Source organism: Streptacidiphilus sp. ASG 303, assembly GCF_020991365.1.
In the GTDB taxonomy this organism is placed as follows: Bacteria; Actinomycetota; Actinomycetes; order Streptomycetales; family Streptomycetaceae; genus Peterkaempfera.
The window spans coordinates 411,417-431,283 of record NZ_JAJLRA010000003.1; the positions used below are offsets into that span (position 1 = coordinate 411,417).

Consider the following 19,867-nt stretch of genomic DNA (forward strand, 5'->3'; position numbering starts at 1 on the left):
GCGACCGCCGCGGCGACTGCGGCCGCCCCGGCGCCGGCCGCCGACGGCGGCACCGACGGACCCAGAGCACAGGAGAGCGGACAGCCCATGACCGACCTGGCCGGACAGTACTTCGACGCCGCCCTCACGCTGCTGCGGCGGGTCCGCGACGAGGAGGCCGCCAACGTGGAGCGGGCCGCCGAGGCGCTGGCCGACGCGGTGGCCGGGGGCCGCCGGGTCTTCGCGTTCGGGGCCGGCCACTCCTCGCTGCCGGCGCAGGACGTGGTCTACCGGGCCGGCGGCCTGGTGCCGATGAACCTCCTGTGCGTCCCGGGCGTCACCGGCGTCGACGTGGTGCCCGCCCCGCTGGGCAGCGCCCTGGAGCGGGTGTCGGGGCTGGCGACCGCCACCCTGGACGCCGGACCGGCCCGCAGCGGCGACCTGCTCTTCGTCGTCTCCCTCTCCGGCCGGAACACGATGCCGGTGGAGCTGGCCGCCCACGCCCGGGCGCGCGGGCTCACCGTCGTCGGGCTGACCTCGCTGGCGTACCCCGGGGCGGTGTCCTCCCGGCACGCCTCGGGGACGTACCTGAAGGACCACTGCGACATCGTGCTGGACACCAAGGTCGCGGTGGGCGACGGCGAACTGGCCCTGGAGGGCGTGCCGACCACGTTCGGCCCGGCGTCCACCGTGGTCACCGCGGCCCTGATGCAGGCCGTGGTCGCCTCGGCGGTCGGGCGGCTCGCCGACCGGGGGGCGGAGCCGCCGCTCTTCCGCTCCGGCAACGTCGACGGCGGGACGGCGTGGAACGCGCGCCTGCTGGAGCAGGAGGCCCACCGGGTCTTCTACGCCTTCCCGGCCGGCCAGGACCGCTGAGACCCCGGAGGTCCGGTGCGGCCCGGGCGGCACCCGGGCCGACGGCACCCGGGCCGGGCCGGCGGCGCCGACGGGCCCGTCGGGCGGAACCGGCGGGCTCAGCGGGCGGCGCCGCCCGCGCGGCCCGACAGGTCGACCGCCGCGGCCACCCGGGAGCCGATGTCCTCGGCGTAGGCGAGGTCGGCCCGGTCGAAGCGGTGGCGCCCCGGGCCGCGCAGGAAGGTCAGCACGCCGACCGTGCGGCCCCGGCTGCGCAGCGCCGTGCACAGGCCGTGGACGGTGGTGGACGGCCAGCGCCGCTCCACCGCCCAGGCCGCGTCGCCGCCGCCGGTGACGCAGACCGTGCCGCCGCGCTCCAGCGCCCGCAGCGCCGGGTGCAGCTCGCCGTAGCGGACGGGGATGCCCGACGGCTCCGGACCCGGCTCCTGCGCCGCCGTGCCGACCGGGGAGGCGGCGGCCCGCACCAGGCCGCCGGTGTCGCCGTCGGCCGCCAGGTCGAGGTAGGCGTGGTCGGCGAAGCCCGCGAGGACGAAGTCCAGGTAGCCGACCGCCCCCTCCATCGGGTCCTCGCACTCGGCGGCGGCGATCCCGGCGCGGCGCAGCTGGGTGGCGCGGAAGCGGAGCACCGCCCCGCCCTGCTCGGTCTGCTCCCGCTCGGTGACGTCCTCGAAGAGCCACGCCACGCCGAGCGGCACCGGCTCCTCGCCGAGGGGCGAGCCCAGCCGGACGAACTGGCTGCGCCAGCAGCGGCGGCGGCGCTCCTCGTCGCCGCGCAGGGCGCCCCACAGCTTGACGCCGCCGAGCGGCTCCCCGGTGGCCAGGACGTGCTGGAGCGCCGACTCCAGCTCCTCCACGCCGTCGCGCAGCACCTCGCCCAGGGGGTGGCCGAGCAGGTCGGCGCGCCGGACGCCGAGGGTGCGGGCGGCGGAGGCGCCGACCGCGGCGGGCCGCAGGTCGGCGTCGACCAGGACCACGGAGAGCGGGGCCTCCTCGAAGAGGGCCTCGGACAGCCCGAGCGAGCGCTCCAGGTCGATCTGGGAGCGGGCCTCGGAGAAGGCGAAGTAGAGGCCGTCCGGCGCGTCCCCGCCGTCCTCGGCGGCGACGGGGCTGACCTGGGCGCGGACCAGGACGCGGCGGCCGTCACGGGTGAGCAGGGCGAACTCCTGCACCCGGCGGCGGCCCTCGGCGGCTGCGTCCCGCAGCAGCGCCCCGACCGTGTCGGCGTCGGCCTCGCGGACCGCCCACCCGGCCAGGCCCGGCCTGCCGACCGCCTCCGCGGCGGGCCAGCCGAGGAGGCGCTCGGCCTCGCGGTTCCAGTGGGTGACGGTGCCGTCGCCGGCCAGGGCGCAGAGCCCGACCTCCATGGCCTGCATGAGGGCGGAGAGCAGGTCGCGGTCGGCCGGACGGGCGGGGCCGGCCCCGTCGGGGCCTGCCTCCTCCGGGCCGGGCGGCGGCGCGGTTCCGGCCTTGCGGAGCCGCGAGCCGGGGCCCGTCGGTCCGGGTGCCGTCGGTCGCTGTGCGGTCATGGTGCCCACCTCCCCCACACGCACGCCCATTCAACCTGCGGAATCCCGGCCGCACACCCGGTTCCGCGGATTCCCCGGCCGAATCGGCCCGTCCGTGTGCTGTGCGGCCGGCCCCGCGGCCCCCATACTGGCCGCGGTGGAGGGCCGGCGACGGGGGGTTGGGTTCCATGGCGGCGGAGTCGCGTCGGACGGTTCAGGAGTACGAGCTGCTCCCGGAGCTCTTCTGGGTGGCGGACGGGGTGTCCCTGCAGGGGCAGCAGAAGACCGTCGTGATGTCGCGCCTGCAACTGGCGCTGCTGACCGCGGCGGCGGTGGCGGGGTCCGCCGACCAGCCGTGGATCGCGGGCGTGTCGGCGGGGCTCTTCTTCCTCGCGATGTGCGCCTCGGGGCTGGCGAACCTGCACAACCCGCAGGGCCTGTGGTACGAGGGCCGGGCGGTCGCGGAGTCGGTGAAGACCCTGGCGTGGAAGTACGCCGTCCGGGCGGACACGTACACGCCGCCGCCGACCGCCGTGGAGGACGCCGAGTCGCTGTACCGGCTGCAGCTGACCGGGGTGCTGCACGCCTTCCGGCGCAGCCGGGCGGTGCCGCCGGGCGTCCGGACGGACGTCACCGAGGGGATGCAGCGGCTGCGCGGCGCCCCGCTGGCCGTCCGCCGGGACGTCTACCTGCGCGAACGGGTGCAGCAGCAGCACGACTGGTACGCGTCGCGGGCGCACCGCTGCGAGCGGGCGGCGCGGTTCACCGGCTTCCTGTCGGTGGCCCTGCCGCTGCTGGGCGTCCTGCTGTCGGTGCCGCGGATCGAGGGCGACTTCAGCTACGACATCCTCGGGGCGGTCGCCGCGCTGGCGGCGTCGTCGACGGCGTGGGCGCAGCTGCGGCAGTACCGGCCGCTGGCCTCCGCCTACCGGGTGGCCGCCGACGAGCTGGAGCTGATCCGGGCGCAGCTGGCCGCGATGGACCTGTCGGCGCCGGACGCGGAGGAGCGGTGGGCGCGGCTGGCCCGCGACGCGGAGGAGGCGGTGTCGCGGGAGCACACGACCTGGCAGGCGCGGCGCGAGGTGCGCGGCTGAGCCGGTCCGGGGACGCCCGGCGACGGGCCGGGGCGCGGCCGGGGCACGGCGGGACGCGGCGGGACGCGGCCGGGCACCGCTGGGCACGGCAGGACACGGCCGGGCACGGCCGAGGGACGGCCGCGGCACGGCCGGGACGCACGCACGGCAGGCCGGATTCCGCACGGCTGGACGGGGACGGTTCGGGGAAGAACGGCTACGGGCGGCGCGCCCCGGGCGCGCCGCCGCGGGGAGGCTCGGGTGCTGGTACTGGTACGGACCCCCGACGGCAGGGCGCTGGCGGCGGAGAGCCGGGGCGATCCGGAGGGCAGTCCGGTGTTCCTGCTGCACGGCACGCCGGGCAGCAGGATGGGCCCGGCACCGCGCGGCGCCGTCCTGCACCGGCTGGGCGTGCGGCTGGTCGTCTTCGACCGGCCGGGGTACGGCGACTCGGACCGGCTGCCCGGACGGCGGGTGGCCGACGCCGCGGCGGACGTGGCCGCCGTCGCCGACGCCCTGGGGCTGGAGCGCTTCTCGGTCGTGGGCCGCTCGGGCGGGGGCCCCCACGCCCTGGCCTGCGCGGCGCTGCTGCCCGACCGGGTGACCCGGGCGGGGGTGCTGGTGAGCCTGGCGCCGCGGGTGGCGCCGGGCCTCGACTGGTTCGCGGGGATGGCCGAGTCCAACGTCCGGGAGTACAGCGCGGCAGCGGAGAGCGCCGTGCGGCTGGCGAGCAGCCTGGAGCAGCGCTCCCGGCTGATCCGCGCCGACCCGACGGTGCTGGTCGCCGCCCTGCGCACCGAGCTGCCCGAGTCCGACCTGCGGGTCGTCGCGGACGCCGGCATCCGGGCGATGCTGGTGCGCAACTACGCGGAGGCGCTGCGGGAGTCCGCGGACGGCTGGATCGACGACGCGCTGGCCTTCAGCGGCGACTGGGGGTTCGACCCGGGGGCGATCCGGGTGCCGGTGCTGCTCTGGCACGGCCAGGACGACGTCTTCTCGCCGGCGGCGCACACCCGCTGGCTCGCGGAGCGCATCCCGGGCTCGACCGTGGAGATCGAGCCCGGCGCGGCCCACTTCGGCGCCCTGCCGGTCCTGCCGCGGATCCTGGGCTGGGCGACCGGCCAGGGCGCCGCCCGCCCGGAGGCGGCCCGCTGAGGGGCGGCCGGCCGGTCCCCGCAGCGGACCGGCCGGGGGCGGCTACATCGGCTGGGGCTCCAGGTCGCTCCAGGTCCGCTGCCAGGTGCGGACGGCCAGCACCAGCGGGTGGTCCTCGTCCAGGAGGGAGAGGAACTCCTGCAGCGCACGGGAGCGCAGCTCCTGCGCCTCGGCCTGGCGCCCGGCGGCGCGCAGGGTGACGGCGAGGTTGGCGCGGCAGGCCACGGTGCCGGGGTGGGCGGGGCCGTGCAGGGCCTCCAGGCCCGCCAGCGCGGTCCGTTCCAGCTGCTCGGCCTCCTGCAGCCGGCCGGCCTCGGCCCGGAAGCCTCCCAGGTTCGCCATCGCCCGGAGGGTGAACGGGTGCTCGTCGTCGAGCACCGCCCGCAGCCCTTCCAGAGCCTCCTCGGCGAGCCGGACGGCGCGGTCCTGGACCCCGGCGCCCCGCAGGTGGACGGCCAGTCCGGCGGAGCAGGCCAGGGTGAAGGGGTGCCGTTCGCCCATGGTCCGCCGGTACCCCTGGAGGGCCTCGGCGGCCAGGTCCCGGCCGCGTGCCGCGTCGCCGGCCGCGGCGAGGTCGGCGGCGAGGGTGAGGGCGCAGGCGAGGGCGTCGGGCGTGTCGGCGCCGTACCGCTTGAGGTACAGGTCGTAGGTCTCGCTGCTGAGGCGCAGGGCCTCCTCGGTGCGGCCCATGCGGCGCAGCGAGACGGCGAGGCTGGTGGCGGCGCGCAGCGTCTCGGGGTAGTCCTCCCCCAGGACCTCCCGGCACCGGGGCACGGTCTCCTGCAGCAGGTCCAGCGCGCCGCCCCAGTCGCCGGTGTCGCGCAGGTCCCGCGCCAGGTGGGACATGGAGTTGAAGGTGTAGTGGTGGTCCGGGCCCAGCACCTCGCGGCGGCCGTCGAGGGTGTCCCGGTCGATGTCGGTGGCCTCGGCGGACAGGCCTGCCAGCCGGAGGTCGACCGCGAGGTTGTTGGCGGCTGCGAGGGTGCGGTGGTGGCGGTCGCCGAGCAGGTCCTTGAACTGCCGGTGGATGTCCCGGTCGCGCTCCAGGGCGTCGTCGAAGCGGCCCAGCGCCCGCAGGTCGGCCGCGAGGCTGCCGGCGGTGGTGAGGGCGTCGGCGTTCTTCGGCGAGAGCACCGCCTGCTGGCGCTCCAGGGTGGCCTGGTCGAGGTCGAGGGCCGCCTGGTAGTCGCCGCGGCTGCGGAGCACGTTGGCGATGTGGAAGCGCAGGCCGAGGGTCTGCACGTCCTCGACGCCGAGCTTCTCGGTCCAGACCTCGTCGAGGCGGGTGCCCAGGGCGAGGGCGGGCTCGTACTCGCCGCGCTTCCACAGGTACCGCACCCGGTCGATCAGCAGCTGGCGGGTGGCCGGCTCGTCGCAGATCTCGGCGCCGGAGGGCCGCAGGTGGGGCCAGATCTCCTCGAAGCGCTCCCAGTTGCGCGGGTCGTCGGTCTCGCCGCGCTCGGGGCGGGCGTCGACGAGGATGCGGTGCACCTCGTGCATCGCCTGCTCCTGCTCGGCGGGGGTCATCTTCGACCGGATGACGGCCTGCACCAGGCGGTGGATCTGGATGCCCTTGCCCTGGCCGCCCTTGGCCAGCGCGTAGCGGTTGATGGCCTGGATGGAGCGGCCCAGCAGGTAGCCGGCCTGGGGGTCGTGGTCGTAGGGGACGAGCGCCTCGCGCATCCTGCGGCTGTGGACGAGGTTGAGCGCGATGGGCTCCGGGGCGAAGAAGGCGCAGAGCTGGAGGAGCCGCACCGCTGCGGGGTTCTCGTCCTGCAGGCGGGCGATGGAGACGTTCCAGGTGGCCGCGACCGGCTCGGGGTAGTGGGGGGAGGTGGCGACGCCCAGGGCCTCCTGCGGCTCCTGCCGGAGCTGGGCGACGTAGCTCTCCACCGGGGTTCCGGTCTCGGCCAGCCAGGCGCCCGCGACCTCGACGGCCAGCGGCAGGTCGCCGACGGCGGCCGCCACCTCGTCGGCCTCGTCCTCGGTGAGGGAGGGCGAGCGGCGGCGCAGGTGCTCGACGGACTCCCGGCGGTCGAAGACGTCCACCGGCAGCGCCTCCGCGTGGGCGGACCAGGCGTGGTTGCGGGAGGTGACCAGGACGTGGCCGGAGCCGCCGGGGAAGAACCGCTTGACCTCGACGGGGTCGTCGGCGTTGTCGAAGACCAGCAGCCACCGGTCGGTGACCGTGCCGCGCCGCAGCGCCTGCCGGGCGGCCTCGGCGGCCTCCGAGACGTTGTCCCCGATCCGCAGCTTCAGCTCGGCGGCCAGGTCGGCCACGGCCGGGGAGGTCCGGGCCAGCTCGGCCGCCAGGTCGGCGAGGGCGGTGACGACCTGGTCGCCCTGCTCGGCGTTGATCCACCAGACCAGGTCGTAGTCGGCCATGAAGCGGTGCGCGTACTCCTGGACGACCTGGGTCTTGCCGACGCCGCCGAGGCCGTAGAGGGTCTGCGGGGTGGGGAGGACGGCGGTCATGCCCGCCCCCAGCTGGTTGCGGAGCCGCTCCAGCACCTGGGCGCGGCCGGTGAAGGCCGGGTTGCGCGGCGGGACGTTCCACACCGCGGGCCTGGTGCCCGGGAAGCGGGGCCCGCCCTCGGCCGCGGGGGCCACCGCGGTCTCGGGGCGGCCGAGGGCGCGCAGCACGGCCGACCGGGCCGGGCCCTCGGCGAGGTGCAGCAGGTCCACGGCCACGGGCAGGCGCAGGCCGGCGGCGTGCCGGACGTCGCCGACGCGCACGGGCACCAGCTGGCGGCGGATGCCGGACGGGTCGCGGCCCACGACCGTGCTCATCAGGTCGCGGGCCTGCGGGTTGCGCAGGTAGGCGGCGGAGAGCAGCACGACGGTGCGGCGGGCTGCCTCGGCGCCGGTCTCGGGCTGCCGTCCGGCCGCGGGCTCGGCGCCGATGTCCCGCACCAGCACCTGGAACCCGGCGGCGGTGAGCACGGACTCGATCCAGTCCGCCCACATGCGGTCCTCGGCGGCGTAGGAGAGGACGAGTTCGCTGGGCCCGGCCGGGCGGCGGCGGGTGTAGAGGTCCACGGTGCGCAGCCGCTCCGCCTCGGGCACCGGCGGCAGCGCCGTCACCCGGCCCTCGGTGACCACCGAGGTGAGGCGCTCGCAGGAGGCGAGCATGGAGGAGGACAGGCCCGGGGTGTCGCCGAAGGTCGCGAGGATCTCCTCGTACGCGTAGAAGGGCCGGTACGGCACCTCGACCGCGCCCCAGTAGGACGCCAGCTCCTCCTCGCGCAGGCCGGCGGGGAGCCCGTCGAAGCGCAGCCGGGCCAGGGCGCGGCCGGCGTCGGCCTTCTCCTTCTCCCCCTCGTCGACGCGCATGGGGACCGGCAGGATGCGGATGCTGCGGTTGCGGTAGCGCTCGTGGATGTGCTGGGCGACGGAGGCGGCGCCGTCGATGGACTGGTCGCTGAGGGTGAAGCAGACGACCAGGACGTCCGGCATCTCCACGGTGCAGATGTCGGCGATGTCGCTGAGGCCGGTGCGGCTGTCGATCAGGATCCAGTCGTAGTGCTGCCGCATGTCCTCGCGCAGCGCCGCGAAGAACCGGCCGCCGGCGAAGCGGTCGTAGAAGTCGTCCCAGTAGAGGCTGCCCAGCGTGGCGGAGTAGTCGCGGTTCTGACGGCCCGCCGAGAGGAAGTCGAGGCTGCCGCCGCCGGGGAACTCCCACTGCAGGGAGAGGGCGTGCCGGCGGGCCCGGGCGTACTGGCGGTGCCAGTCCGGCGCCCGGGGGACGTTGCGCAGCGCCTGCTCCCGGTACTCGGTGATCAGGTCGATCATGCCGGGGCTGGTGCCCAGCAGGGCCGGGTCGAGGAAGGGGTGGAAGAAGCGGTGCAGGCCTGGGGCCTCCAGGTCCCAGTCGACGGTCAGCACGCGCATGCCGTTGGCGGCCAGGATCCAGGCGGTGTTGGCGAGGGTCATGGTGCGCCCGGTGCCGCCCTTGTACGAGTAGAACGTGACCACGCGCCCGTCGCGGCTCTCGGTCATGCTGCTCCTCCGCCAATGTCGGTGTAGTCGTCGTCGGGCCGGTGGCCGGGCTGGGGGTCGGACGGCCCGTCCGGTCTCCCGGGCCCGCGGCCGGGCGGGGGGTCGGGGACGCCGGGGGCGAGGGGCCCCATGAGCCGGGGCAGGCGCACGGGCTCCCCCTCCGGGGGATGGGTCACGGCGTGCCGCAGGTACTGCTGGGAGGCCCGGCGGACCGCGGTGGGCAGGTCGTCGTAGAAGACGTCCAGGTTGGGCAGCAGGGTGCGGGTGAGGCGGTAGGAGGTGGGGCCCTCGTGGAGCTTGCGGTGGAGCGCCTCCTCGGTGGCGGCCTGGAGCTCCTCCTCGCGCCGGGCGGCCCCGGCGTGGTCGCGGTTCCACGGCAGCATGATGCTGATCCAGGGGCGCGGCACGGCGTCGAGGCGCTGCAGCAGGCCGCGGTGGCGCGGGTCGGTGAGCGCCCAGCGGTCGACCAGGAGCAGCTCGGGGCCGGTCGGGGGGCCGGGGGCCAGCATCCGCTCGGCCTCGTCCTCGAAGGCGCCCACCCGCACCCGGTAGTCCAGGCTGCGCGCCAGGTCGGCGACGTGGTCGGCGAGGGCGCGCTTGGAGTGGGGGTGGTAGGGGTTCCAGTCGACGGGCGAGGGGCCGTAGCAGTCGGCGCAGCGGGCGCCGGTGCGGTCCCGGCGGCTGCCCGCGAGGACGACCACGCGGAGCTCCTGCACGCCGTCGGCGGGTTCGAAGGCGCTGGGCACGTCGCGGTAGTCGGCGCGCCGGCCCGGCGGTATCCGGGTCTCGTGGGCGACGGTGACGATCCGCTTGGCGAGGTGGTAGACCACCCGTTCGTAGTCGGAGTGCAGGTAGCCGAGGCGGCTGAGGCCGTACAGCCCCTCGGAGGCGTAGTCGGGGCCGAGGTCGGCCTGGCTGAACTGGAGGCTCTCGGCGGGCCCCGGCAGGGACTCGGGCGGCACCGGGACCCATAACGCCGGCACCATGCCCTCCATGCGGCGCGCCCCCGCCGCCCGGTGGTAGGCGGTCCGCCGGGAGAAGAAGAACCACTCCTTGCCGCACTGCTCGCTGCTGAAGTAGCGGGGCGAGTACAGGGGTACGAAGACCCGGCAGCGCGACAGCGCGTCGGACAGGCTCGCCGGCCAGCCCTCGCCGGGGGTGAGCCGGCGGTCCATGAACCCCGCCGCCGCCCCCCTGGGCAGGTCGGTCATCTGCATGACATCGGCGCACAGGTCCTCGAAGAAGCGGTCGACCAGGAGGTCGGGGTCCCCGGACCGGCTGTCGCTGGGCGGCGTGTGCGCGTAGCTGAGGAAGAAGTAGGGTTCGGAGCCGCCCCCGGAGGCTCCTCCTGGTCTCTGCACGTGTGCCCCCGCCCCGCAGATGAAGGAGCATCAGTGTAGGAAGCGACGGACCGTCAGCGGAACACCGCGTGCGGACTCCGTCCGCTTTCCGCCGTCCGCCCTCCCCCGCCTGCTTTCCGCCGGTCGCCCTCCGCCGGTCGCCCTCCGCCGGCCGGGACGGCACCGGCCGGGACGGCACCCGCCCCGGCCCGCGGTCCGGTGCGGCCGGTCAGACCCCCGCGCGGCGCTGCACGGCCACGGCGGCGTCCACCGCCTCCCGGACGGGGAGCAGCCGGCAGGGGGCGGACCCGAGGGTCCCGACGGGCACCCGGACCAGCCGCCGCACCTCGCGGTCGAGCGCGGCGAGGTGTCCGTCGTCCAGGGCGGGCGCCGCGAAGCGGCGCCACTCCCGGCCGCCGTCCGCGCCCCGCACCACGCACGCGTACTCCCGCGGCGGGAACCGGCCGGTCCGGTAGTCCGCCAGGTGGTACACGGTGCACCGCTCGATCGGGCCCACCACCAGGGCCTGCCCGCCGGCCCGGTACAGGGCGCCCAGCGGCGACTCCTCGCCGAGGTGGCTCTCCAGCGGGTGGCGGCGCACGAGGTCCGCGGCGGCCGGGCCGACGGCCGCGAAGGAGGTCTGCGGGTGGCGGCTGCGCAGCGCGCCCGGCGTGGTGCGGATCTGCTCGGCCAGGCGGCCCATGGTGGGGGACGCCGGGGTCGCGGCCGGGTCGAAGGGGGGCATGGCGGCGAGGTGGGCGGCCAGGCCGGCCTCGTCCATGCCGCGCACCCGCTCGCGGTGGAGCGGGGAGGTGGTGGAGTTCTCCGGGGTGGCGGTGTAGCCGACCAGCGTCCCGCCGGGGCCGAGGGCGGTGCGCAGCGCCGCCACCACCGCGGCGGCCCCGCCCGCCACCGGTCCGACGCTGCGCAGCGACGCCTGCACCAGCAGGACGCCTCCCGGCCGGACGCCGAGCGCCGCCAGGTCCCGGGCGAGTCCGGCCGCGGTGTGCGGCGGAGCCTGCACGGCGGGCTCAGCTCCCGGCCGCGGCACGGGCCTGCCATGCCTCCCGGTGGCGCTGTGCGGCCAGCCGCGCGCCGCGGACGGCCTCGGGGGCGACCGGCTCCTCCAGCCAGGGGGCGACCGTCGCCCGCATGCCCTCGGCGAACCGCATGCCCAGCGGGGTGAGCGACCCGGACCCGGCCAGCACCTCCACGGCCTCCGCGGTGTGCCGGCGCCAGCGGGCGAAGTGCACCTCGGCCTCGGCGGCGGCCGCACCCCGCGCCGTGTGCCGCCGCACCCGCCAGAAGTCGGCCACCGCGATGTGGGCGTACGTCCCCTGCAGCAGGCCCTCCAGCGGGCGGGGGTCCTCCCGCCACGGCGCGTAGTGGAGCCGGGTGTCCTCCGGGTCGTGGAGGTCGGCGAGGTCCAGGACGGCGCCGAGCTTCACGTGCTGGAACTCGTGGACCAGCAGCAGTGCCAGCACGTCCGCCCGGCCGGGCCGGGCGATGCCGACCGCGCCGAACGCCTGCCGCGCGGCGGCGCTGACGTCCTGCCCGGCGGGCGCCTCCAGCGGGGTGACGGTGGACAGGCCGGCGGACAGGCCCGGCGCGTACCGGGGCAGTTCACGGCCGATCAGCTCCCAGGCCTCGGCGAGTCCCGCGCGCCAGGCCTCGGCCTCGCCGTCCGGCAGCCGCCCGGCCACCGGCCACTGGTGGCCGTCGCGGTACGGGTCGGTGTCCTCCAGCGCCACCGTCCACCCGGGGGCGGCCAGGCGCCGCACGGGGTGCCAGCGGTCGCCCGGCGGGTCGTCGCGGCCGATCCGCAGCACGGCGCCGCCCACCGCCACGGTGAAGCCGTCCGGGCCGCCGGACACCACGGCCTCGCCGCCGTCGCCGCCCACGAGCACCCTGCCCAGGGTGGGCAGCCGCACCGCGCCGCCGCGCACCGGCACCCGGACCGGCTCGTCACGGCCCGCACGCAGGGCGGCCGCGGCCGCGACCTCCGCCAGGCCGCCCGCGTCGGCCCCGGCCGCGCCCTCCAGGCAGCGCACCGCCCAGGCCCGGGTGTAGGGGTGGGCCAGCACCGCGTCCAGCGCGTCCGGCGCGTCGGAGTCGAGGGCGGTGAGCAGCTCCCAGGCGGCCGCGGCGGGGGCGGACCGGTCGGCGGACAGGTCCGCCGACCGCTGCCGGACGGCGGCGAGCAGCTCGCGCACGATGCCCAGCTGAGCCCGCGCCAGGGAGCGGACCGCCTCGGCGCCGCCGAAGCCGGCGGCCAGCTCGTCCAGGTGCGCCTCCGGCAGCACCGGCGGGCCGGGCTGCGGGGGCGGCGGGACGGGGGCGGCGGCGAGGCGGTCGCGGATTCCGGTGATCAGCTGCATGAGGTCCCCGCAGTAGACGGAGGGGTTGGCGAAGCCGCTGCCGGCGCGGTACCGGTGGGCGTACAGGCCGCCGCCGCAGGAGCGGACGACCGGGCAGGCCCGGCACTCCGCGGCCAGCCCGTCGAGGCCCTGCGTCCGGGCCAGCATGCCCGGGTGGCGGGAGGCCTCGTCGAAGGTGTGGGAGAAGACGTCGAGTCCGGTGGCGGGCGCGCCGTCGAAGGCGGTCTTGAGGGAGTCGGCCTGCTCCAGCGTGCCGTCGGTCTCGACCACGACCAGGTCGGAGGGTTCCAGGCCGAGGGACTCGGTGAGGCTGCTGCCGCCGCGCAGGGTGCGCTCCACGGAGTCGAAGACCCGCACGGGGAAGGGCCGCCCCTGCCCGTGCCAGCGGTCGAGGACCGCCAGCAGCCAGTCGGCGTAGGGGGTGCCGCCGCCGGGGCGCGGCGGGGGCTGCTCCCAGGTGGCGTGCGGCAGCAGGTAGTCCACGCGGGGCGGGTCGAGCTCCGCCAGCGCGTCGTGGACGGCGGCGGGGTCGTTGCGGACGTCGACGGTGCAGAGCAGGCCCGCGAAGAGGTGCCGGTACCGGGGGCGGCGGAGCAGCCCGACGGCCCGCAGGACGTGGGGGTGGCTGCTGCGGCCGTCGGCGAAGCGGCGGTGGCGGTCGTTGGCCGCCCGGTCGCCGTCCAGCGAGATCCCGACCTTGACGCCGAACTCCGCGAACAGGTCGAGGAAGCGCTCGTCCAGCAGGACGCCGTTGGTGTGGATGCGCAGGTCGAGGGCGCAGACGCCGTCGAGGGCGCGGTGCAGCTCCTCGGCCGCCCGGCGCAGGCGGGCCGGGCCGGCGAGCAGCGGCTCGCCACCGTGCAGCACGACATGGACCGCCGCCGTCCCGTGCGCGGCGGCGTGCTCCGCGATGCGGTCGGCGGTGCGCACCAGCACCTCGTCGGGGACCGCCCGGGGGCGGCCCCGCCAGCTGGTGTCCGCGTGCTCGTACACGTAGCAGTGGTCGCACGCGAGGTCGCATCGGCTGTGCACCTTCAGCACGAACTGCCTGAGGGGCACGGGGGATCGGTCCATGTCGGCTGGTCGGGCGCCTCCTCAGATCGAGGAGTTGAAGGCGGCCACGGCGACCGGGCGGGGGGCACCGCTGCCGGGGACGATCCGCTTCAGGGTCTCCGAGTCGGTCCGGTGGGCAAGAGAGGCGAGCGGGATGCGTGGGGACGGCGCGTCCCCACGGGGCGCGAGGGCGGGCGCAGGCGCGGGTGCGACGGAAGTGTTCAACGCGATCCCCTTGGGTAATGGGCACGGAGAGGAGGAGACGCGCCGGTTCGTCGGGCCACCTGTGTACGATCCTTCGGACAGCCATCCCGGTCATGGACCAGGGGTGGCCTTTCGGCGTGCGCGCATTGCAATGCCTGTGCGCGAAGTCTAGGGCCAGGAGCGCGGCGACGCCCGCGATCCGGGGATGTCCCGGGCGCCCCGGGCGGCGCGCCGCCGCCGGGAGTTGACGCACAGGGCGCTGATCGCGGCTTTCCCGCCGTCCGCCCCTCCGCGAACCACCCGTTCGGGCCTTCCACCGGTCGGCCCAACACCGTGCGCCGCCCGCCCCCGCCGCTGCGGCCCGTCCGGCCGCGGGACCGGTCGGAGGGCTGTCCGGTGCCCGGCGGAGGCCCGTCCGGTGCCCGCCCGGGGCGCGCACGGCGCGGCGGCGCGGACACGGCCGTGCCGGGGACCGGAAAAACACCGTTGCCTCCCGGCGGGGAGCGTGCCTATGGTGGCGGGACACGGGAAGGAGGTGATCCTGAGTTGAGTACTTTCAGGACGTGTGAGGTGGCTGCTTCCTAGCCGCCCCGCCCGGTTGCCGAAGCGCGGCGGCGGGCAATCCACAGCAGACACCCGACCCGCGGGCCCACCGGGATCGTCCCCCGGTGCCCGGTCGAAGGCCGCACGGCGGCCACCGGCCGGGAGCAGCCCGCGGGTTGTCCGCTGTCCTGGGACGGCCGCGCCCCTGACGGTCCGGGGCGCCCCTCCGTCCGGTCCTCTCCCGGCACCGCACGTGCCCGTCGGCGCCCCCGGCCCGGCCCCCGCGCCCCGGGACGCACCCGCGGCGGCGCTCCCCCGCCGGACCCCTCGGACCCGTCGGCCGTCCCGTCGGTCCGCAGGCGCACCGGACGTCCCGGGCGCTCCCGGGCGCTCCCGGGCGCCCCTGTGGTGCGCGGGGCCCGCGGACCCCGCCGCACCGCGGCGCTAGGGGCAGAGCCGCTCGACGGTCCAGCCGGTGGGCGCCTCCGGGTCGGCGCGGTAGCGGAGCCGGTCGTGCAGCCGGTTCAGCCGCCCCTGCCAGAACTCGACGGTCTCCGGGTGCAGCCGGAAGCCGCCCCAGAACGGCGGCACCGGCACCCCCTCGCCCTCCGGGTAGCGGGCGGCCAGCTCGGCGTAGCGCTCCTCCAGCTCCTGCCGCGAGGCGACGGTCCGGGACTGCTCGCTGGCCCAGGCGCCCAGCTGGGAGCCGTGCGGGCGGGTGCGGAAGTAGGCGGCGGTCTCGTCGCGGCCGACCCGCTCGACGGAGCCGGTGACGATCACCTGGCGGGCGACGGGGTGCCAGGGGAAGAGCAGCGACGCGTGCGGGTTGGCGTCCAGCTCGGCGGCCTTGCGGGAGCCGTAGTTGGTGAAGAAGACGAACCCGCGGGCGTCGTAGCCCTTGAGCAGGACGGTCCGGGAGCTGGGCCGCCCGGCGGCGTCGGCGGTGGAGAGCACCATCGCGTTGGGCTCGTGGACCCCGGCCGCCCCGGCCTCGGCGAACCAGCGGCCGAACTGGGTGACCGGGTCGTGGGCCAGTTCGTGCTCGGCGAGGCCTGCGGCGCTGTACTGGCGGCGCATGGAGGCCGGGTCCGGCTCGGGGAGGCGTCCCGCCCCGCCGGGTTCGGGCGGGGAGGCCGGCGGCTCGGGGACGGGCGTACGACGGGCTGCGGGGCGGGCGCTGTCCGGGAGATGCACGCTCCCATCATCGCGTACGGCGCCCCTCCGCGGGGCGTCCGCCGCCCGGGCGATGTGCCGTGGGTCACGCCGGACGGAGCGGTCCCGGGGGGCCTCCGGGGCGGTCGCGCCCCTGGTCGGGGCGGTCCGGGGGCGGCGCGACCAGCGGTGTCCCCCGCCGGTCCGGCGGGGAGGCCGGGGCGCGGCGGGCGTCGCGCCCCGGCCTCCCCGCCACCGCGGCGGAGCACGGCGCGCTGCACGCGGTGCCCGGGAATCTGGCACCGCGTGCCATGCGGGCGTACGCTGCGCATCACCCCGCACAGCACGGACAGCACTGCCACCCCAGCCAGACCGCGAGGCGTACCAAGCCGTCAGGTCGTCCGGACCAACCAGATCAAGAGGAGCCGCCCGATGTCCGATTTCGTACCCGGACTCGAAGGTGTCGTCGCGTTCGAGACCGAGATCGCCGAGCCCGACAAGGAAGGCGGCTCGCTGCGCTACCGCGGCGTGGACATCGAGGACCTGGTCGGACACGTCTCGTTCGGGCACGTCTGGGGCCTGCTGGTGGACGGCAAGTTCAACCCGGGCCTGCCGCCGGCGGAGCCGTTCCCGATCCCGGTCCACTCCGGCGACATCCGGGTCGACGTGCAGTCCGCGCTCGCCATGCTGGCCCCGGTGTGGGGCCTCAAACCGCTCCTGGACATCGACGCCGAGGAGGCCCGCGACGACCTCGCGCGCGCCGCGGTGATGGCGCTGTCGTACGTCGCCCAGTCGGCGCGCGGCCAGGGCCTGCCGATGGTGCCGCAGCGGGAGATCGACAAGGCCGAGACGATCGTCGAGCGGTTCATGATCCGCTGGCGCGGCGAGCCCGACCCCAAGCACGTCAAGGCCGTCGACGCCTACTGGACGTCGGCCGCCGAGCACGGCATGAACGCCTCCACCTTCACCGCCCGCGTCATCGCCTCCACCGGCGCCGACGTCGCCGCCGCGCTCTCCGGCGCGGTGGGCGCCATGTCCGGCCCGCTGCACGGCGGCGCGCCCTCCCGCGTCCTCGGCATGATCGAGGAGATCGAGCGGACCGGCGACGCGGTCGGCTACGTGAAGAACGCCCTGGACAAGGGCGAGCGCCTGATGGGCTTCGGCCACCGCGTGTACCGCGCCGAGGACCCGCGCGCCGCCGTGCTCCGCCGCACCGCCAAGGAGCTGGACGCGCCCCGCTTCGAGGTCGCCGAGGCGCTGGAGAAGGCCGCCCTGGAGGAGCTGCACAACCGCCGCCCCGACCGGGTGCTCGCCACCAACGTCGAGTTCTGGGCCGCGATCATGCTGGACTTCGCCGAGGTCCCGGCGCACATGTTCACGTCGATGTTCACCTGCGCCCGCACCGCCGGCTGGTCGGCGCACATCCTGGAGCAGAAGCGCACCGGCCGCCTCGTGCGCCCCTCCGCCCGCTACGTGGGACCCGGCCCGCGCAGCCCGCGCGAGGTCGAGGGCTACGGCGACATCGCCCGCTGACGCCAGCGCCCGTAGCGCCTGACGCCTGACGTCAGACGCCTGACGCCGCCCGCACCGCCCGGCGTGTGCGGCCCGGCGGGCGGCGGCACGGGCCCCGGTGCCGCCGCCCGGCCCCTCCCCGAGGGGCCGGGCGGCGGCGTCCGACACGCGTCTCAGCCGCTGGACGGCGGCTCCGCAGCGGCGGGGGCGGCCGTTACGCTTCGGCTGTGGCTCAGATCCGGATTCCCGCTGACATCAAGCCCGCCGACGGCCGCTTCGGCTCCGGCCCGTCCAAGGTGCGGCCCGAGGCGCTGGGCGCCCTCGCCGCCACCGGCACCTCCCTGCTGGGCACGTCCCACCGCCAGGCCCCGGTCAGGAACCTGGTCCGGCGGGTGCGCGACGGCGTGAGCAGCCTCTTCTCCCTGCCCGAGGGCTACCAGGTGGTCCTGGGCAACGGCGGCTCCACCGCCTTCTGGGACATCGCCGCCTTCGGGCTGGTGCGGGAGAAGTCCCAGCACCTGCACTTCGGCGAGTTCTCCTCGAAGTTCGCCGCCGCCACCAAGGCCGCGCCGTGGCTGGCCGACCCGAGCGTGGTGAAGTCCGAGCCGGGCACCCACCCGCTGCCCGTGGCCGAGGCCGGCGTGGACGCCTACGCGCTCACCCACAACGAGACCTCCACCGGCGTCGCCATGCCGATCCGCCGGGTCGAGGGCGCCGACGAGGGCGCGCTGGTCCTGGTGGACGCCACCTCCGGCGCCGGCGGCCTGCCCGTCGACATCACCCAGAGCGACGTCTACTACTTCGCCCCGCAGAAGTGCTTCGCTGCCGACGGCGGCCTGTGGATCGGCGTCTTCTCCCCCGCCGCCCTGGAGCGCGCCGCCGAGATCGCCGGCTCCGGCCGGTACATCCCGACCTTCTTCGACCTGCCGACCGCGATCGACAACTCGTCGAAGGACCAGACGTACAACACCCCGGCCCTGGCCACCCTCTTCCTGCTGGCCGACCAGCTGGACTGGATCAACGGGCAGGGCGGCCTGGACTGGGCGGTCGCGCGGACCGCGGACTCCTCCTCGCGCCTGTACACGTGGGCCGAGAAGTCCCCGTACGCCAACCCGTTCGTCGCCGAGCCGGCGCAGCGCTCGCAGGTGGTCGGCACGATCGACTTCGCGGAGGGCGTGGACGCGGCCGCCGTCGCCAAGGTGCTGCGCGAGAACGGCATCGTGGACACCGAGCCCTACCGCAAGCTGGGCCGCAACCAGCTGCGCGTGGCCATGTTCCCGGCGGTGGACCCGGCGGACGTCGAGGCGCTGACCGCCTGCATCGACCACGTGGTCGAGAAGCTCTGACCGCGCGGCGCCGCACCGGCGCCCGCGACGCGGCGGCCCCGTCCCGGAACCCTCCGGGACGGGGCCGCCGTCGTTTCCCCCCGCCGCCGGCCGGGCGGGGCACCCCCGGGAGGCGCCCGGCCGGGGCCTCGCCTCGGCCGGGGGCCGCCGGGACTTCCGCCGAGGAGGCGTGGCCTCAACCGGGGGGGCGGGACCTCAGCCGAGGAGCGAGAGGCCGAGCGCCGCCGCCAGGAGGACGCCGTAGCCGGCCGAGGCCGCCGCCACGGCACGGGTGCGGCGCGCCGTGTCCCATCCGGCGGCGGCGAGCAGCCGGGCGAGGGCGGGGAGCACGAGGACACCGTGCAGGGCGACCCCGTGGACCGGCTTGAGGAAGCCCACCGCGTGATACGCCTCCTGCTGGTGCCCGGCCCGGACGAGCACCACTCCGCGGGCGATCATGACCGCTCCGGACACGAGGCCGACGAGCAGGGAGGCGAACCCGGCCCGCAGGGCCAGGCGCATGTCCGGCGGGGCGTCCGCCCGGCCCCGGAGGGCCGGGACGGCCAGGGCACTCAGAACCCCGACGAGCACGGCCCCTCCCACGGCGAGGGTCATCGAGACCGCCGAGTCGAACGGCGTCTCCATGTCGACGTGCGAGGAAACCCGCCGCCACGCCTGCAGCGTGATCCCGCCGACCTCCACGAGGCTGTCCGCCGCGAGGACGCCCAGCAGGACGGTGCGCAGGCGCACGCCCAGGCGGAGGGGGGCGGACACCCGGGCGACCGCTGCGAGCGTGAGGCCGAAGGAGAGGCCGAACGTGGCGGGCTTGCGCCAGGAGACCGGCCCCTCCCAGGGGCCGCCGTCGACGGCGAGGACCGCGAGGTGGAACAGGCCGGACGCGGCGAGCACGGCGGCGAGGACGAGGCAGGCGCGCTCGATGCGGCGCGCCTGCGCCCACGCCCGCCCCACCGCCCCGGAGGCGGCCGGACGCGCGGCGGGCGCGAGGAGCGGGCGGGTCATCACGGCCTCCCGTCGGCGGGGCGCACGGTGCGCATCCGAATCGATTTCCATGCGTAAATGATTACACATGCTGAATCATTTTTGAAGCGGTAGCATTCTGCCGTGAGTGCGGAGGAGGACGGGCCCCGAGGCCCGCAGAGGACCGGTGTGGCGTTCGCCCTGGCCCAGCTCGGGGCCCACGCGAGCGGCCTGTTCGCCCGGCGCCTGGAGGAGCTCGGCCTGACCCCCGCACAGGCCGGCCTGCTCCGCCTGCTGGCGGCGGCACCCGGGCGCAGCCAGAAGGAGATCGCCGCCGACCTGGGCATGCCGCCCAGCCGCTTCGTCCCCTTCGCCGACGAGCTCGACCGGCGCGGGCTCATCGAGCGGCGCCGGGACCCCGAGGACCGCCGACGGCACGCCGTGCACCTGACCCCGGACGGCCGGCACCTCCTCGACCGGCTGGCCCGGGCCGGCCGGGAGCACGAGCGGCAGCTCTGCCGGGGCCTGTCCGACGGCGAGCGGGAGCAGCTGCTCGGGCTCCTGGACCGCGTCGTGGCGGAGCAGGGCCTGACGCCGGGCGTGCACCCGGGGTACCGGACCGGCTGAGCCCGCTCCCCCGGCGCAGGACCGGGACCGGGCGCGGCGGCGGGCACCGGGCGTCGCGGGCACGCGGGGCCCGGCCCGCCCAGGCTCGCGGCCGGGCGGCGGGCCGGGCGGGCCGCAGCACGGCCGGGACGGGGCCGCGAGCGGCGTGGGCCGTCGGGGTCGGGCCCG

At 76.8% G+C, this 19,867-nt stretch carries 14 protein-coding genes; 6 read left to right on the forward strand and 8 right to left on the reverse strand.

Annotation, left to right across the window (positions count from 1 at the left end; genetic code table 11):
* Nucleotides 1-87: 87 nt before the first annotated feature.
* Nucleotides 88-855 carry a sugar isomerase domain-containing protein gene (locus LO771_RS06660; protein ID WP_230648987.1) on the forward strand — a complete coding sequence of 256 codons (768 nt, stop codon included), beginning with the start codon at nt 88-90 and terminating at the stop codon, nt 853-855.
* 98 nt (nt 856-953) lie between these two features.
* Here LO771_RS06660 and LO771_RS06665 read toward each other — a convergent pair whose 3' ends face one another.
* A complete protein-coding gene (locus LO771_RS06665; RefSeq protein ID WP_230648989.1) occupies nt 954-2,381 on the reverse strand; it encodes a PAS domain-containing protein in 1,428 nt (475 codons plus the stop codon).
* A 167-nt stretch (nt 2,382-2,548) separates the two neighbouring features.
* Between LO771_RS06665 and LO771_RS06670 the strand changes: the two genes are divergently transcribed.
* The gene (locus tag LO771_RS06670; RefSeq protein WP_230648991.1) at nt 2,549-3,454 is read left to right on the forward strand and encodes a DUF4231 domain-containing protein; all 906 of its coding nucleotides are present in this window, start codon (nt 2,549-2,551) and stop codon (nt 3,452-3,454) included.
* A gap of 240 nt (nt 3,455-3,694) precedes the next feature.
* Nucleotides 3,695-4,588 (forward strand): alpha/beta fold hydrolase, encoded by an 894-nt coding sequence (locus tag LO771_RS06675; RefSeq protein ID WP_230648993.1) that lies wholly within the window; start codon nt 3,695-3,697, stop codon nt 4,586-4,588.
* Between the two features lie 42 nt (nt 4,589-4,630).
* Here the strand turns inward: LO771_RS06675 and fxsT are convergent, their stop codons facing one another.
* From fxsT to pdxH, 6 genes are all read right to left on the reverse strand, one after another.
* Nucleotides 4,631-8,587 carry an FxSxx-COOH system tetratricopeptide repeat protein gene (gene fxsT / locus LO771_RS06680; protein WP_230648995.1) on the reverse strand — a complete coding sequence of 1,319 codons (3,957 nt, stop codon included), beginning with the start codon at nt 8,585-8,587 and terminating at the stop codon, nt 4,631-4,633.
* Complete coding sequence (locus LO771_RS06685; RefSeq protein WP_230648997.1) at nt 8,584-9,948, reverse strand: TIR-like protein FxsC; 1,365 nt, start codon at nt 9,946-9,948, stop codon at nt 8,584-8,586. The genes fxsT and LO771_RS06685 overlap by 4 nt, the downstream gene beginning before the upstream one ends.
* A gap of 208 nt (nt 9,949-10,156) precedes the next feature.
* Nucleotides 10,157-10,951 carry an aminoglycoside N(3)-acetyltransferase gene (locus tag LO771_RS06690; protein ID WP_230648999.1) on the reverse strand — a complete coding sequence of 265 codons (795 nt, stop codon included), beginning with the start codon at nt 10,949-10,951 and terminating at the stop codon, nt 10,157-10,159.
* Between the two features lie 7 nt (nt 10,952-10,958).
* The gene (locus tag LO771_RS06695) at nt 10,959-13,379 is read right to left on the reverse strand and encodes an FxsB family cyclophane-forming radical SAM/SPASM peptide maturase (RefSeq protein WP_230649001.1); all 2,421 of its coding nucleotides are present in this window, start codon (nt 13,377-13,379) and stop codon (nt 10,959-10,961) included.
* A gap of 21 nt (nt 13,380-13,400) precedes the next feature.
* Nucleotides 13,401-13,583 (reverse strand): hypothetical protein, encoded by a 183-nt coding sequence (locus LO771_RS06700; protein WP_230649003.1) that lies wholly within the window; start codon nt 13,581-13,583, stop codon nt 13,401-13,403.
* 966 nt (nt 13,584-14,549) lie between these two features.
* Nucleotides 14,550-15,182 (reverse strand): pyridoxamine 5'-phosphate oxidase, encoded by a 633-nt coding sequence (pdxH, locus tag LO771_RS06705; RefSeq protein WP_230649087.1) that lies wholly within the window; start codon nt 15,180-15,182, stop codon nt 14,550-14,552.
* 507 nt (nt 15,183-15,689) lie between these two features.
* Here pdxH and LO771_RS06710 point away from each other — a divergent pair.
* Together LO771_RS06710 and serC are read left to right on the forward strand one after the other, a co-directional pair.
* The gene (locus LO771_RS06710) at nt 15,690-16,790 is read left to right on the forward strand and encodes a citrate synthase 2 (protein ID WP_230649005.1); all 1,101 of its coding nucleotides are present in this window, start codon (nt 15,690-15,692) and stop codon (nt 16,788-16,790) included.
* Between the two features lie 206 nt (nt 16,791-16,996).
* On the forward strand, nt 16,997-18,115 hold the full coding sequence (gene serC, locus LO771_RS06715) for a phosphoserine transaminase (RefSeq protein WP_230649007.1): 1,119 nt from the start codon (nt 16,997-16,999) through the stop codon (nt 18,113-18,115).
* 195 nt (nt 18,116-18,310) lie between these two features.
* On the opposite strand, the gene LO771_RS06720 is transcribed toward serC, so the two are convergent.
* A complete protein-coding gene (locus tag LO771_RS06720; RefSeq protein WP_230649009.1) occupies nt 18,311-19,114 on the reverse strand; it encodes a hypothetical protein in 804 nt (267 codons plus the stop codon).
* Nucleotides 19,115-19,216: 102 nt separating this feature from the next.
* Between LO771_RS06720 and LO771_RS06725 the strand changes: the two genes are divergently transcribed.
* Nucleotides 19,217-19,699, forward strand: a complete 483-nt coding sequence (locus LO771_RS06725; protein WP_230649011.1) for a MarR family winged helix-turn-helix transcriptional regulator — start codon at nt 19,217-19,219, stop codon at nt 19,697-19,699.
* The last annotated feature ends 168 nt before the right edge of the window (nt 19,700-19,867 follow it).

Bases quoted from the DNA above. Each gene is read 5' to 3' on its own strand.
- LO771_RS06660 (WP_230648987.1), top strand. From the start codon at position 88: ATGACCGACCTGGCCGGACAGTACTTCGACGCCGCCCTCACGCTGCTG.
- LO771_RS06665 (WP_230648989.1), bottom strand. From the start codon at position 2,381: ATGACCGCACAGCGACCGACGGCACCCGGACCGACGGGCCCCGGCTCG.
- LO771_RS06670 (WP_230648991.1), top strand. From the start codon at position 2,549: ATGGCGGCGGAGTCGCGTCGGACGGTTCAGGAGTACGAGCTGCTCCCG.
- fxsT (WP_230648995.1), bottom strand. From the start codon at position 8,587: ATGACCGAGAGCCGCGACGGGCGCGTGGTCACGTTCTACTCGTACAAG.
- LO771_RS06695 (WP_230649001.1), bottom strand. From the start codon at position 13,379: ATGGACCGATCCCCCGTGCCCCTCAGGCAGTTCGTGCTGAAGGTGCAC.
- pdxH (WP_230649087.1), bottom strand. From the start codon at position 15,182: ATGCGCCGCCAGTACAGCGCCGCAGGCCTCGCCGAGCACGAACTGGCC.
- LO771_RS06710 (WP_230649005.1), top strand. From the start codon at position 15,690: ATGTCCGATTTCGTACCCGGACTCGAAGGTGTCGTCGCGTTCGAGACC.
- LO771_RS06720 (WP_230649009.1), bottom strand. From the start codon at position 19,114: ATGACCCGCCCGCTCCTCGCGCCCGCCGCGCGTCCGGCCGCCTCCGGG.